Genomic DNA, 14,850 nt, shown 5'->3' with positions numbered 1-14,850 from the left:
CGCCGCACATGTCGAGTCGCTGCGTCGCTGCCCCATCGAACCGCGGGGCCGATACATGACGATGGACACGACCAGAACCGGCACCCGCTCTCGCAGCCCCGTCAAGCGCACGGTCGGCTCGAACCAGGTCGGCATGCGCCAGTTCAACGAGCGCATCGTGCTGCAAACGATCCGCCTGCACGGCGCGCTGCCGAAAGCCGAGGTGAGCCGCCTCACGCGTCTGTCGATGCAGACGGTGTCGATGATCGTCGATCGTCTGATCGACGACGGTCTGCTCGAAAAGCAGGCGCGGGTGCGCGGCCGGATCGGCCAACCGTCGGTGCCGATCGCGTTGCGCGCGGACGGTGCCTACACGATCGGCATCAAGGTCGGGCGGCATAGTCTCGACGTGCTGGCGATGGATTTCGCCGGCAACGTGGTGTGCCGCGATGTGTTCGAGTATGCGTATCCCGATCCGCGCACACTGTTTCCCGCGCTCGAAAGCCGGCTCGCGCGCGTGAACCAGACGCTCGGCGCGAAAGCCGCCAAGGTGGTCGGCGTCGGGGTCGCGGCGCCGCTGTGGCTCGGCGGCTGGCGCGATTTTCTCGGCGCGCCGCCGGACGCGCTCGACGCGTGGCACGAGATCGATCTGCGCGCGCGCATCGCGGCAATGACCGGCCTGCCCGTCGAATTCACGAAAGACACCACCGCCGCCTGCGCCGCCGAACTCGTGATGGGCCAGGGCCGCGGCATCCACAACTTCCTGTATCTGTTCGTCGGCACGTTTATAGGCGGCGGCCTCGTGATCGACGGGCGACTGCATGGCGGCCCGCACGACAACGCCGGCGCGGTAGGCTCGATTCCGCTGCGCGAAGGCGGCGCGCGCAAACCGGCGCGGCAACTGCTGCACGCGGCCTCGGGCTTCGTGCTCGAAAAGCTCTTCAGCGACGCCGGCGCGCCGGCCGCCGCCGCGCACGATCATCGCGCGCTGGCGCCGGAGTTGTGGCGGCACACCGAACAATGGCTCGACAGCGCGTGCCCCGCCATCGCGACCGCGCTCACCAATGCGGCCGCGCTGCTCGATCTCGAAGCGGTCGTGATCGACGGCGAACTCGACCGGCAACTGCTGCGCGAAATCATTCGCCGCGCCGAGCGGGTGCTCGATCGCTTCGAATGGGAAGGCATGGTGCGCCCGCAACTGCTCGAAGGCGCGATCGGCGCCGACGCCCGCGCGATGGGCGGCGCCATTCTGCCGCTGTATGCGCACTTCGCGCCGGTGCACGAGCTGTTTCTGAAGCCCGCGGCGGACGCCGGTTATGAGGAGCGGTGAGCGTGTCGTTGTAGGTAAGGCGGGTACGGCTGGATAGGTCTCTCAGGTTCTAACCGTCTCACGCTCCTTCTACGCTCCTTCCATTTACCTGGCATCGCGAACTAACTTCGCTTAGCGATCGGCTACCGTTGCCACCTTGGTCACACCCGGCGTCATGTCTGCCGGCGCCGCCACGGTCCGGTCAACCGGCTTGTCGAGCAACGGCTGCAACGCCGGCGCCATCGATTTCAGCAACTGCACCGCCAGCGCGCTGGTGAATTCGTAATGCGACGCATACGGCTCGTGCACCCACGCGGTCAGCGTGCCGTAGAAACGGTCGCCGAGCGCGAATACGAAGGTCGCGCTGCGATTGACCTTGCGCGATTCGATCAGCCGCGCGCCCTTCGCATACATGTTCAGGCGTTGATCGCCGGTGCCGGTCTTGCCGTACACGTCGAGCGTCTGGCCGTTCGGGAAGCTCATGCCTTGCGCGAGACGCTTCGCGGTGCCGCCCGTCACCACGTCGCGCAACAGCATCCGCACGGTGCCGGCGATTTCCGGCGACACCTGCTGCTGCGGCGCCACCGCCGCGCGCCGGAAATGCGTCTCGTACGGCGTGTCTTTCGCGAAATCGATCTGCGTCAGCGTTTCGGTCGGCACCTTGTTGCCGTCGTTGGCGATCACGCCGATCAGTTGCGCGAGCGCCGCGGGCCGATCGCCGGAAGCGCCGATCGCGGCCGCATACGACGGCGTCAGATTCGCGAACGGATAACCGAGCGCCTGCCACGATTTGCCGATCGCGTCGTACGCGCGCAACTCGACCATGCGCTTGATGCGACGATCCTGCGTCGCGTGATAGCGGGTCTTGAAGAGCCACGAGTAGGTCGACAGCCGCACTGCCTCGCTTGCGCTTTCGAGTTGCGCCAGCGTCGCGTCCGGATGCGAACGCAGATAATTGAGCGTCCACAATTCGAGTGGATGTACGCCCGAGATATAGCCGCGATCGTTCAGATTGAAGCGGTCGATTCCGTACTTGTCGTACAGATTCGCGAGATCTTCGTCGTCGAGCATCGAAGCGGCCGGCGTGTTCTTCAGCGCCGCGCGCATCATCCTGTTGAACCACGCATTCGACTCGTCCGGCGCGACGCTGCGCAATACCGTCGCGACTTTCGGCGGCGATTTGCGCACCCCGAGCAGCAGCAACGTGATCGCCTGATCGGGCGTCCTGTCGTGGTACTTCGTGTAGAAACGCTTCATGTACACGCGGCTTTCCTGATCGGCGAAACGCATCAGATACAGCTTGCGGGTCGCCGGATCGTCGAGCCATTGCGCCGACGGGCCAGTGGTCTGCACCATCTCGTAGTGAACGATGTCGCGCATCAGCCGCACGAATACGAGGTTCACCGAATGCTGGAACGCGCGATGCACGGTCAGGATGCGGCTGTTGTCGTCGGACTCGAAGTTCGTGAAGGTCTGCGCGCCGCCGCCCGTGTAGAAGGTCTCGCCGGGGCTCGCCGAGTATTTGCGTTCGACGGCCGCGTCGAGCATCGGCTGCAATGCATGGTCACGCGTATGCAGTAGATAGTCGAGCGACCAACGCGTCAGCTGGTCGTTCGGATCGGGCTTGATCGCTTTCAGTTCGGCATTGCTCAGGCGTCCGTAACGTGTATGCAGATCGGTGACGATCTGCAGATAAGTGACCACGGTACGCAGTTTCGCGGTCGAACCAAGATTCAAACGCGCGCCTGAATTGATGTCGAACGGCTGGTTCACGCTATCGGTCTGCACGCGCACGAGGTTCGCGTCGCCATGCCGCTCGAACAGCGTGAAGCTGTACGCGATATGCGACGGATCGTCGGACGCGCGCAGCATTTCGAAGCCGACGAGGCCGGCGGCTTTCGCGCCGTCGCGCGTCGCGGCCGCGGCAAGCCGCTCGGAAACCGCCTGCTGCACCGCGTTGTTCAGCGTGCCGTGCGCCTCGACGTCGAGGCGGTCGAGTTCGTAGAAGCTGCGCACACCGAGCGCGTTGAGCAGATGCGAGCGCATCGATGTCACCGCCTTGCGCGACACGAACGAGTCGGGATCCTGCACGCGCGTCGACCGGCGATGCAACTCGACGTGCGCGGCCAGCGCCGCATCGCGCAACTGCGCGGTGATCACGCCACCGCTCGCGAGCAGGCGCAGATAGCTGTCGGTCAGCCGTTCGAGTTCCGGATAGTCGCGTTGCAGGAAAAACGACGGCGCGCGCTGCGCAATCATCAGCGACAGCACTTCACGAAACGCCACGCCCTGCTCAGGCAGATTCGCATCGGTCGACGGCGCTTTCAGCAGCCGGTTGGTCTCGCGGAAATCGCGCCCGTACCACGCGGAAAGGCCATCGCCGATACCGTTGATTTCGCCGACGCCCGGTTGCGCGGCGAGCGGCACCGAGTTCAGATAATGGACGACGATCTGCTGGCGCGCGGGCAGCGTCTGCGGACCGTTCAGATACGCGCGCACCGACGCGGACGCGATCTGCCGCAACTTTTCCGGCGGCGTCGCGGTGCGCCCGCCTGCCGAGTGGCGGAATTTTTCGATCTGCGTGGCCAGTGTGCTGCCACCCGGCGCCGGCTGATGATGATTGAACAGACGCACGCCCTGATCGGCGAGCGCGCGGCTCAAGCGGCCCCAGTCGATCGCCGGATTGCGGTTCGGCTGGTTCGGATCGAGCAGATAGCGATCTTCGATAAACAGCAGCGAGTTCACGACGACCGGCGGGATCGCCTCGAAACTGTCATACGCGCGGCCCGGAAACCGCGCGCTGAAAAGCGGCGCGCCGGTGCCGTCGAACAGTTGCAGGCCGGCGGTATCTTTTTCCTCGTAGGGCAGAAAAAGGCCGTTATCGGCGAGCGACAGCATGCGTTCGGAATCGCGCGCCTGCGAACTCACCTCGAAGCCATGCTGCAACAGACGCTGCTGGATCGCGGGCAGCAGCGCATAGCCGAGCCGCGCGTCGTAGGGACCGTGGTCGGCTTGCGGAAAACGGATCGAATGACTGGGACCGTCGGCGACGGAAAAACCCAAGTCGCGAGTCAGTTCGGAAAGATAGCGGGCCTGCAGCCGCGAGGTTTCGATTTCTATCTGCACGAGGCGCGCGAGGAGCGCCAGCGCGAGCAGCACGAACGCGGCGAGCCCCCATTTGAGCCAACGCCAGCTCCGGACGGGCACGGTGCCGGTTGCGCGAAGCGGAAACCGAAGCGGTGGCCGATTCATGGCTGCTCTCCCCGAGCGATCGCCGGGGTACGGAGCCCGGCTTACTGCATTTGGACCAGTGTAGCTCGGAACGACAAACGGCTCTGGGGGCGTACTTACCCGACAGTGTCGCGGCTACAACACCCACCGGAGGAAGATGACAAAACGCGAACTGGCATGAGATATTGAACGTCTTTCACGTCACGCAAAACCGCCGCTTCGGGCGGTTTTTCGTTTCTGCCGACGTGGCTGCAACCCCTGGCGGCACCCCTCTTTCGCCTACGCTTTCGTCCGCGCGCGCAGCAGCGCGATGAACCGTTCGGCCGGCGGCGACAGCACCCCGCCCTTGCGCGTGACGATGCCGAACGTCTGCGACGGCGACTTGAGCCGCACCGGCACGACGCGCAGCATCTTGTGCCGCACGAACGGCCCGGCAATCGCGCTCGGCAACAGTGACACCAGCTCGACGCTGCTTTGCAGCAGCGCGACCGTCACGAATGTCGACGCCGTCGAAATCGGATTGTCGGGCATGTCGAGACCGGCGAGATCCATCTCGCGTTCGAGCAGCGCATGCAGCGGCATATGCGACGGATACGTGACCCAGCGATGCCCGGCCAGATCGCGCAGCGTCATCTCGCGACGCGGCAACGGCGGGTGCGAATAGCCGACCACCACCGACAGCGGCTCGTCGCCGAGCGGCCGGTACTGATACTTCGACGGATCGGCCGCGACCGCCGCACGACCCACCACCAGATCGAGCCGGCCATCGTCGAGCTGCGCAAGCATCCGCGCGCTGGTGTCCTCCAGCACTTCGATCGACAGATCCGGCTGCGCCGCATGCAGCTGATTCAACGCGGGCACCACGCAGTCCGGAATCGCCCCCATGATCGCGCCGACCGCGAGCCGGCCGCCGCGCCCCGACCGTATTTCGGCGACGTCCTGACAGAGCGCGGTGAGATCCGTCGTCACGACCCGCGCATAGCGGATCACGCAATGGCCGAGCTGGTTCGGAATCATGCCGCTCTTCGAGCGCTCGAAGAGCGGCGCGTCGAGCATCGATTCGAGTTCCTGCAAGGCCTTGCTCGCCGCCGATTGCGTCATCGACATCACGCCGGCGGCCTTGTGCAGCGACTTGTGGTCGTCGAGCGCGATTAGCAGATGCAGTTGCTTCATGCGCAGCTTCGAGAGCAGGATGGTCAGCGTGTCTTTCATGCGGGCGTGAACCTGGTGAGGCCGCGATGAATCCGTGGAGAACCAGCGGAGCGCGGCAAGGTGAGTCGCAAAAGCGATCACAGGATGGAAACAATTCAATATACCCGCGCGGCTGGCCGCCGTATAGTCGGCGCTGGAGACACTCATTACCCACGACCTCATCGCCATGACTCAAACCAACACTCAGGCCACAAACCAAGCCGCGCTGCGCGGCGTCTTCCCCGTCGTGCCGACGATCTTCGACGACGCCGGCCGCCTCGACCTCGAAGGCCAGAAGCGCTGCCTCGATTTCATGATCGACGCCGGCTCGAACGGCCTGTGCATTCTCGCCAACTTCTCCGAGCAGTTCGCGCTGTCGGACGACGAACGCAACACGCTGATGCATCTCGCGCTCGAACACGTCGCCGGCCGCGTACCGGTGATCGTCACGACCACGCATTTCAGCTCGTACCAGTGCGCCGAGCGCAGCCGCGCCGCCGAGGCCGCGGGCGCCGCGATGGTGATGGTGATGCCGCCGTATCACGGCGCGACGATCCGCATCGGCGAGCGCGGCATTCACGAGTTCTATCGTACGGTGTCCGATGCGATCGGGATTCCGATCATGATCCAGGATGCGCCGGTCAGCGGCACGCCGTTGTCCGCGCCGTTTCTCGCCCGCATGGCGCGCGAAATCGAACACGTGTCGTACTTCAAGATCGAAACGCCGCAGGCCGCGAACAAGCTGCGCGAGCTGATCGAACTCGGCGGCGACGCGATCGTCGGTCCGTGGGACGGCGAGGAAGCGATCACGCTGATGGCCGACCTCGACGCGGGCGCGACCGGCTCGATGACAGGTGGCGGTTACGCGGACGGCATCCGCCTGATCGTCGATGCGTACGCGGCCGGCGACACCGAGGCCGCCGCCGCGCACTATCAGCAGTGGCTGCCGCTGATCAACTACGAGAACCGCCAGGGCGGCCTTGCATCGTGCAAGGCGCTGATGAAGGAAGGCGGCGTGATCCGCTCGGACACGGTGCGTCATCCGTTGCCGCAGATGCATCCGGCGACGCGCGAGGGGCTGCTGAAGATCGCGCGCCGGCTCGATCCGCTGGTGCTGCGCTGGGGACACTGAAGCGCTCGATGCATAGTAAAGACAGCCGCGCCCGCGTGGCGCGGTTGGTCGCGGGGTTGGTCGCGGGGTTGGTCGCGGGGTTGGCCGTCCACATGCCGTGACGCAACCGCCGCCGCGCATCGATGCTTCGTGCGAAACCATGCGAAACCGCGCGCATCCGCGCAAGGGCTTGCAACGGCGCGCAAGGCTGGACGGCGACACGCGATTGCCGCTACGCTAAGGGCTCTTCATAGGCCCGAGCCCTTATGCAAAGTTTCTACGAAGCCACCGTCACCCGCCCCTCCACCTATGCTCCGCTTAACGGCCGACGCGAGGCGCACGTCTGCATCGTCGGCGGCGGGCTCGCGGGATTGTCCACCGCGTTGGGACTCGCCGAGCGCGGCATCGAAGATGTCGTCGTGCTCGAAGCGCAGCAGGTCGGCTTCGGCGCGTCGGGACGCAACGGCGGCTTCGTGTTCGGCGGCTACAGCCTCGATTGCGCGGATCTGCTGAAAACGCTCGGCCCGGTTCGCGCGCGCGAACTCTATACGCTGACCACCGACGCCGTCGATCTGATGCGTCAGCGCATCGCGCGCTACCGGATCGATTGCGACGCCACCGACGCCGGCGTGATCCTCGCCAACTGGTTCGACGAACCCGCGCGGCTCGACGCCCAGCGTCGTCTGATGCGAGACTCGTTCGGCGTCGACTGGGAACCGATCGCCGCCGCCGAGCTTGCGTCGCAACTGAAAACGAGCCGCTATCACGGCGGCCTGCTCGAGCGCAACGCGTTCCACTTTCATCCGCTCAAATACGTACTCGGCGTCGCCGCGGCCGCCGCGCGCGCGGGCGTGACGATCCACGAGGGCTCGCCGGTCGTGAGCCTGCAGCGCAACGGCGCGGGCTTCGTCGTGCAAACGCCGCACGGTGCGCTCGACGCGCGTCACGTCGTGCTCGCGGGCGGTGGCTACGCGCGCAACGTGTATGCGCGCGTCGAACGCGCGGTGCTGCCGATCGCCACCTACGTGATGGCGACCGAACCACTCGGCGAGAAACTGCACGACGCGATCGCCACCCGCGCCGCGATCTACGACACCCGCTTCGCATTCGACTACTACCGGCCGCTGCCCGACACGCGCATCCTGTGGGGCGGCCGCATCTCGGTGCGCGACCGCGAACCCGAGGCGATCGCGCGACTGCTGCGCCAGGATCTGCTGAAGGTTTATCCGCAACTGCGCGACGTGCGCATCGAACACGCATGGGGCGGCCTGATGAGCTACGCGCGTCACAAGATGCCGCAGATCGGCCGCAGCACCGACGGCGTCTGGTACGCAGTCGGCTTCGGCGGTCACGGCATGGCGCCAACAGCGGTGTCGGGCGAGTTGCTCGCCGCGGCCATCTCCGGCGAGCGGCCGGTGCCCGACGCGTTCGCGAGCTTCGGCCTCACGCGCACCTTCGGCGCGCTGGGCCTCGCCGCCGCGCAACTGACCTACACCGCGATGCAGACGCGCGATGCGTTCGCCGCGCGCCGCCATTGACCCGGCCCACCCGGCCTGGCGCCTGACGCACGTAAGACACGCGTAAAAGTCGCGCGCGGCATCGTCGGAGGCCGCCGCGAGAATCTCCCACCGACCGCCCGTTCATGCCCAGAAGCCGCGCCGGAGGCGGGTTTCGCCATGCTAGAATGCGCCGTCACCGCCGCTCGAATCCACAATGAAAAAGGGAAGCAAGGCCGCCGAGCCTGATACCAACGGCATCGTGTCCGGCTCACCGCCTGTCGACGCACGTCGTATCGACACCCGGCGCAAGTACGATCCCGAGCAGACGAAGCGCAACATCCTCGACGTCGCGACGCAGGAGTTCTCCGCGATGGGACTGGCCGGCGCGCGCGTCGATGCGATCGCGGAACGCACGAACACCACCAAGCGCATGCTGTACTACTACTTCGGCAGCAAGGAAGGGTTGTACCAGGCGGTGCTGGAAAAGGTATATGGAGACATCCGTGCGCTCGAACAGGATCTGCACATCAGCGAACTCGACCCGATCGAGGGCATGCGCGCGCTGGTCGAATTCACGTTCGACTACCACGACCGCCAGCGCGACTTCGTGCGCCTCGTGACGATCGAAAACATCCATGGCGCGAAGTACGTCGAACAGGTGAAGACGTTCAAGGGGCGCAACGTCACCGTCATCCACACGATCGAAGATCTGCTCGCGCGCGGCATCGCGGCCGGGCAGTTCCGTAGCGACATCGATCCGATCGATCTGCATCTGATGATCAGTTCGCTGTGCTTTCATCGCGTCGGCAACCGCCATACCTTCGGCACCGCGTTCGGGCGCGACCCGTCGCATCCGCGGCTGCGGGCGCGGCATCGCGCGATGATCGTCGATGCGATCCTGCGGTTCGTGAAGAAGGAAGATTGAAGGGAAGCGGCTACGGCCGCTTCGCTCTCGACGTCGCCTCTACCGCGCTTACTGCCCCGGCAAACCGGTGACGCCGCTCGACGTGGCCGCCAGCGTCGGCACCAGATTCGCCCCGGAGACGTCCTTGATCGTGCTGTTGGTGAACGTCCAGTTCCCCGCATTGGCGATCGACCCTGCGCCCACCGAGGTGCCCGACGATTTGACGGCCGAGATGTTCACGTTGTTGAACGAGAAGTTGGTGAACCGTCCCTTCTCCGCTTCGCCCGCGATCGTATAACCCGCCACGCCGAACACCGCGCTCTCGACGTGCTTCATCGTGATGTTCTCGAACCGGAAGTTGCGGAAGATCGGATAGCCGTCCGAGGCGGTCGCGGGCATTGCCAGAATCGACGGCCAGTACGACGGTTCGAGGTAGGTCGTGCCGAACGTCGCAGGCACCGTGCCGCCGGCCGGCCAGTTCTCGTTGCCCTGCATGAAGTAGTACGCGTCGTCGACGTTGATGTCGTGGATATAGACGTTTTCCATCGTGCCGCCGCGCGTCGGCGCGGACTTGAACACGAACACGCTGTAGACCGCCGGGCCGCCCGCCTTGTAGCCGACATTGCTGTTGATCTGCCCGGTCAGCGGCGAAACCTGGATGTTCGACACCTCGATGTTGTTCGCCCCGCCCGACGTTTCGCTGCCGATCGTGAAGGCGGTCGCGCCAGCGCGCACCGTGGAATTGCGGATCACCACGTTCGCGGTCGGCTTGTTCACGCGCAGCCCGTCGCCGTCGCGTCCCGACTTGATGACGAAGCCGTCGTCGTTGGCGACGATGTCCGCGTTCTCCACCAGGATGTTGGTCGACGAGTCCATATCGATACCGTCGGTACTCGGCATGATGCCGGTCGCCGCGGTCGGGAGGTTGTAGACCTTGACGCCGTCCAGATGCAGCTGGTCCGAATAGCACAGGTGGATGGTCCAGAACGGCGAGTTCTGCACGGTCACGTCCTTGATCGTGACGTTCGTCGACTTGTACGTTTCGATGCCGCGCGGCCGCTGCTCGTCCCAGTTGAGCGCCCAACCCACGCCTAGCGTCGAGTGAAACGAGGTGCCGTCGGCGTAATAGTGCGACCACCACGATTGCCCGTTGCCGTCGATTACGCCCTTGCCGGTGATCGTCACGTTGTCGGCATTGCGAACATTGACGATCGCCGACGCCCAGTTCATTTCGATGCCCTGCACGCGGGTCGGCACCTGCGGATAGAGCGCGAGGCCATCGGGGTAGAAGCCGTTCATCGCGCCCGACGCGATGGTGGTTTCGACGTTCCACCACGTCTGCGCCTGGATCGCCTTCAGCGTCACGCCTTCGTCGATCTGCACGGTCGTATTCGAGCCGACGAACAACGCGCCGGTCATGAACGTGCCTTGCGGAAACACGACAGTCCCCTTCGCGGCGCCCGCGGCATTGAGCGCTTTCTGGATTGCAGCGGTGTCGTCGGTCGTGCCGTCGCCTTTGGCGCCGAAGTCCGCGACGTTGAATGTCGTGCTGGCGCCCGGCGACGACGCCGGCGTATCCGGCGTCGCGGGCGTGGCCGATGCCGGCACGTCCGCCGCGTCGGTATTACTGTTCGACCTCCCCCCACCACCGCAGCCTGCCAGCGTCATACACGCCACTGCAATCGCCAACAATCCCGTCTTCATGTCCCCTCCAATCGTTCAGGTTATGCCCCAAATTATGTTGTAGGCATTCTCTTCATTGGTGGGATGTCATACAAGATGGTTTACCCTTGACTGACGAAGAAATAACTTTTTATTACCAGATCGATCTTCTCACTCCCAATTCGGTCTCAAATATTGAATATCGTCGCAATACTACTGAGTTTATGAAAGTAATTTCCACCTTATATATCGGAAATTATTACTTAAAATGTTTTTTGTTATAAGACGTCATATAAATAAGGAGGCGTTCTGGATCGTTATGGACGATAGGCGCGGGAACGGTCGGCCGCGTGACCATAAAGCCCGGGATCGCGACATGCAACGTGAGGCAGACCATGTCCCGTCTTTTGGCCTTCCCGATGACCCAAGGTTGGCGTGAATGCCCGCGCAAGCGCCGCGCAGTGCGTGGATATCCGGACGCGATAGACGAACGAAGACGAAATGAATTCAAAGATCTCAGCAAGTCGTACGGGTTCCCGGTCAAGGGTGCAACGGCCAATCACGCTGGCCATGTCCATTCTGTCGGTCGTCCGGCTCGTCGTGGATCTGCGCCAGTTGCCACTCGGCAAGGTATTGGCCAATCTGCGGAAGCCGTATCAGGTCGTCTTTCATATCTGCGTTGATGTTTTGCTGTCATGAAGACCGGCTGGCACCTTTTCAAAACGACGCTGCTGTTGCCCTGGAAGGTTCTGAGGTCTGGTCTTCGCCTTATCTCGTCGTCACCAATGGCCCGTATGGACCGTCGGCGCTGTACTTTTTGAAGACTCGTCCGGTCGAAGGCAGCTTGCAAGGTTTTTACTTCGGCGATGCGAGGATCATGATGCCGGTGCGCTTCGCGGCGATTATTCCTGGCGCGTTTCAGGTCATCACGGTTAATTGCGCGTTCAGTATCTGAACACGCGGGCGAACTGGCTGCACCATGAAAGAACGGGACGTGGCCTTCGCCACGTCCCGTTTCGACCGAACCGCTTCCCGTGCTTAATCGACCAGCACGATCCGCTTGATATCGCCGACGACGAAGATATACGACAGCGCGCCGATCAACGCGATCACGCCGATGAACACCAGCGCGCCGACGAACGAACCGGTCGCCGCCACGATCAGGCCGACCACCAGCGGCGTGATGATGCCCGCCAGATTCGCCGCGAAGTTGAAGATGCCGCCGGTCACGCCGAGCAGCCCTTCCGGCGCGATATCGGACACCAGCGTCCAGCCGAGCGCGGCCATCCCCTGCGCGAAGAACGCCACCGACAGAATCGCGATCACGACCACATTGCTCTCGACATAGTTGGCGAGAATGATCGTCGACGCGAGCAGCAGGCCGGCGATGATCGGCAGCTTGCGCGCAACGTTCGGCGACTTGCCGCGACGCAGCAGCCAGTCGGAGAACACGCCGCCGAACATCACGCCGACCGACGCCGCGATAAACGGCATGATCGCGAAGAAGCCGATCTTCAGCCACGCCATATGACGCTCGGTGGCGAGATAGGTCGGGAACCACGTGAGGAAGAACACCAGCGTCGAATTACCGGCGAACTGGCCGAGGCAGATGCCGGTCAGCTGACGATGCTTGAGCAGCTTGCCGATCGTGCGCCATTCGAAGCCGCTCTTCTTCGGCGCAGCCGAACCTGCCGCGCCCGCGGCGTCCTTGTTGCGCTGCGTGAGACCGCCGCCCGCCTCGATGTAATCGAGCTCTTCCTGATTCGCCGACGGATGATCGTGCGGCTCGCGATACAGCAGCCACCAGATCACGCCGAACACGATACCCACGCCGCCGACCACGAGGAACAGCGAGCGCCAGCCAAACGCGCCCATCAGCATGAACAGGAACGGGCTGAAAAACGCGAGGCCGATGTATTCGCCGACCGTGTAGGTGCCGGTCGCCATCGCGCGTTCGCTTTGCGGGAACCAGGTGGCGACCACCCGGCTATTGGTCGGAAAGCACGGTGCTTCCGACACGCCCAGCCCGAGCCGGAACGCGAACAGCCCGCCCACGCCGTGCACGAGACCTTGCGCGAGCGTGCACAGCGACCAGAACGTCATCGACAGGAAGTACGTGAGCTTGCTGCCGAAGCGGTCGAGAAACAGGCCGCCCGGAATCTGCGCGGCCACGTAGCTCCACGAGAACACCGAGAACAGCAGACCCATCAGCGCGGCGTTGATGCCGAGCTCCCTGGTCAACTGCGGCGCGGCGATCCCGAGCACGGTGCGGTCGAGGTAGTTGATCATCGTGCCGACCGCGAGCAGCGCGAGGATCTTGTAACGGGCTTTCGAACGGCGCGCGGTGCTCACCGTCTTGCCGTCCTGAGCGGGCGCGCCCGCGGAACTGGATTGAATCGATTGTGGCATGTCGTGACTGTCCCCTCGGTCAGCTTGTGTGCCGGTCTTTACGCGGCCGGTTAGCGTTGCAACAGCGATTGAAAATGGGTGTACACGCGCTCGGCGTCCGGCTCGAGCCCGGTGAAGATACGCATCGCGTCGACCGCCTGGTAGACCGCCATGCCGCCGCCGCTCAGCGTGCGGCAACCGAGCGCCTCGGCCGCCTGCAGCAGCGCGGTGCGGATCGGGAAATAGACGATGTCGGCGACCCACAGGTCGCGATGCAGCAATTCGGCCGGCAGCGGCAGACCCGGCAGCTTCGCCATGCCGGTCGGCGTCGCGTGAATCAGCCCTTGCGCGGCGGCCAGCGATTCCGCGAGCGAGGTGCCCGCGCTGACCCTGGCGTTCGGGAAGCGCTTCTGCAATTCATCGGCGAGCGACTGTGCGCGGCTCACGTCGACGTCGAACAGCGTCAGCGCCTGAGCGCCCATGCTCAGCGCCGCATGCGCGACCGCCGCGCCCGCGCCGCCGGCGCCGAGCTGTACGACACGCTCCAGCGACGCGTCCGGCAGACCGCGCTGGAACGCGCGCGTGAAACCGGAACAGTCGGTGTTGTGGCCGATGCGCTTGCCGTCCTTGAACAGCACGGTGTTGACCGCGCCGAGCGCGCGCGCTTCGTCGGACAGTTCGTCGAGCAGTGGAATCACCGCCTGCTTGCACGGATAGGTGATGTTCAGGCCGTTGTAACCCATCCGTTCGGCCGCCGTCAGCAACTCCGGCAGCGCGGACGCGTCGAGCTTCTGCGCGTCCAGATCGATACGGCGGTACACATAGTGCAGACCGAGCTTGCTGCCCTCTTCCTCGTGCATCGCCGGCGTCAGCGAGCCGCTGATGCCCGAGCCGATCAGGCCGACCAGATACGAGTGGGGCGTGGCCCGCAGGCTCGCCTGCGCATTCGCCAGCGCGCCGATCTGCGCGTCGCCGCGGGTGTTCACCTGAGTACTCGTTTGAGTGTTCGCTTGTACGTTCGCTTGTGTGTTCATTTCACCGCCCTATTCTTAAGAATCGTCGCCATCCGTTCGAGCGCCAGCACATAGCCCTGCGTGCCGCAACCGACGATGATCGCGTCCGCCACCGCCGACACGTACGAGTGATGCCGGAACGCTTCGCGCCGATGCACGTTCGAGATATGCACTTCGATGACGGGCTTCTCGATTGCCGTCAGCGCGTCGGCGATCGCCACCGACGTATGCGTGTACGCGGCCGGATTGATCACGATGCCGTCGACCTTGGCGCGCGCCGCGTGCAGCCAGTCGATCAGTTGATGCTCGGCGTTCGACTGGCAGAAGTCGATCGCAAGGTCGAGTCGTTCGCCCGCGTCGCGGCACAGCTTCGCGACGTCGTCGAGCGTTTCGGCGCCATAGATGGCCGGCTCGCGCGTGCCGAGCAGATTGAGGTTCGGTCCGTTCAGGACCAGTACGGAGGCAAAGCTCATGACAACGACTCCTGCAAAGTAAGTGCTCGGCGAACCGCGGCACCCGCGACGGTTCTTCGACGCGTAGCGAAGTGTGCGCGCATCCGCGAT

At 64.4% G+C, this 14,850-nt stretch carries 12 protein-coding genes; 6 read left to right on the top strand and 6 right to left on the bottom strand.

Going from position 1 to position 14,850, the window contains the following annotated elements; genetic code table 11:
• Positions 1–61 precede the first annotated feature (61 nt).
• The gene (locus tag HHL14_RS17690) at positions 62–1,309 is read left to right on the top strand and encodes an ROK family transcriptional regulator (RefSeq protein WP_169498916.1); all 1,248 of its coding nucleotides are present in this window, start codon (positions 62–64) and stop codon (positions 1,307–1,309) included.
• 111 nt (positions 1,310–1,420) lie between these two features.
• On the opposite strand, the gene HHL14_RS17685 is transcribed toward HHL14_RS17690, so the two are convergent.
• Together HHL14_RS17685 and HHL14_RS17680 are read right to left on the bottom strand one after the other, a co-directional pair.
• Positions 1,421–4,540 (bottom strand): transglycosylase domain-containing protein, encoded by a 3,120-nt coding sequence (locus HHL14_RS17685; protein WP_169498915.1) that lies wholly within the window; start codon positions 4,538–4,540, stop codon positions 1,421–1,423.
• 258 nt (positions 4,541–4,798) lie between these two features.
• Entirely contained in the window at positions 4,799–5,731 is a 933-nt protein-coding gene (locus HHL14_RS17680; protein WP_169498914.1) for a LysR family transcriptional regulator, read from the bottom strand.
• A gap of 166 nt (positions 5,732–5,897) precedes the next feature.
• On the opposite strand from HHL14_RS17680, the gene HHL14_RS17675 reads away from it, so the two are divergent.
• The 3 genes from HHL14_RS17675 to HHL14_RS17665 all read left to right on the top strand — a co-directional run bounded on the left by HHL14_RS17675 (position 5,898) and on the right by HHL14_RS17665 (position 9,245).
• Positions 5,898–6,842: a dihydrodipicolinate synthase family protein gene (locus HHL14_RS17675; protein ID WP_169498913.1), complete on the top strand. Its 945-nt coding sequence runs from the start codon at positions 5,898–5,900 to the stop codon at positions 6,840–6,842.
• A gap of 245 nt (positions 6,843–7,087) precedes the next feature.
• Positions 7,088–8,359: an NAD(P)/FAD-dependent oxidoreductase gene (locus HHL14_RS17670; RefSeq protein ID WP_169498912.1), complete on the top strand. Its 1,272-nt coding sequence runs from the start codon at positions 7,088–7,090 to the stop codon at positions 8,357–8,359.
• Between the two features lie 175 nt (positions 8,360–8,534).
• Positions 8,535–9,245 carry a TetR/AcrR family transcriptional regulator gene (locus HHL14_RS17665; protein WP_169498911.1) on the top strand — a complete coding sequence of 237 codons (711 nt, stop codon included), beginning with the start codon at positions 8,535–8,537 and terminating at the stop codon, positions 9,243–9,245.
• Between the two features lie 48 nt (positions 9,246–9,293).
• Here HHL14_RS17665 and HHL14_RS17660 read toward each other — a convergent pair whose 3' ends face one another.
• Positions 9,294–10,928 (bottom strand): glycoside hydrolase family 28 protein, encoded by a 1,635-nt coding sequence (locus HHL14_RS17660; protein ID WP_169498910.1) that lies wholly within the window; start codon positions 10,926–10,928, stop codon positions 9,294–9,296.
• A 459-nt stretch (positions 10,929–11,387) separates the two neighbouring features.
• Between HHL14_RS17660 and HHL14_RS17655 the strand changes: the two genes are divergently transcribed.
• On the top strand, positions 11,388–11,585 hold the full coding sequence (locus tag HHL14_RS17655; RefSeq protein WP_169498909.1) for a hypothetical protein: 198 nt from the start codon (positions 11,388–11,390) through the stop codon (positions 11,583–11,585).
• Positions 11,569–11,841 carry a hypothetical protein gene (locus HHL14_RS17650; RefSeq protein WP_169498908.1) on the top strand — a complete coding sequence of 91 codons (273 nt, stop codon included), beginning with the start codon at positions 11,569–11,571 and terminating at the stop codon, positions 11,839–11,841. Before HHL14_RS17655 ends, HHL14_RS17650 begins: the two co-directional genes overlap by 17 nt.
• An 83-nt stretch (positions 11,842–11,924) precedes the next feature.
• Here the strand turns inward: HHL14_RS17650 and HHL14_RS17645 are convergent, their stop codons facing one another.
• From HHL14_RS17645 to aroQ, 3 genes are read right to left on the bottom strand one after another with little or no spacing between them, the layout of a single operon-like run.
• Entirely contained in the window at positions 11,925–13,295 is a 1,371-nt protein-coding gene (locus tag HHL14_RS17645; protein WP_169498907.1) for an MFS transporter, read from the bottom strand.
• A 50-nt stretch (positions 13,296–13,345) separates the two neighbouring features.
• Positions 13,346–14,308: a shikimate dehydrogenase gene (locus HHL14_RS17640; protein ID WP_169498906.1), complete on the bottom strand. Its 963-nt coding sequence runs from the start codon at positions 14,306–14,308 to the stop codon at positions 13,346–13,348.
• A complete protein-coding gene (aroQ, locus tag HHL14_RS17635; protein WP_169498905.1) occupies positions 14,305–14,760 on the bottom strand; it encodes a type II 3-dehydroquinate dehydratase in 456 nt (151 codons plus the stop codon). Before aroQ ends, HHL14_RS17640 begins: the two co-directional genes overlap by 4 nt.
• Positions 14,761–14,850 lie beyond the last annotated feature (90 nt).

It is taken from the genome of Paraburkholderia antibiotica (assembly GCF_012927125.1).
Classification (GTDB): domain Bacteria; phylum Pseudomonadota; class Gammaproteobacteria; order Burkholderiales; family Burkholderiaceae; genus Paraburkholderia; species Paraburkholderia antibiotica.
The sequence above is the reverse complement of the archived record's forward strand: the minus strand, read 5'-3'. Positions and strand labels throughout refer to the sequence as shown.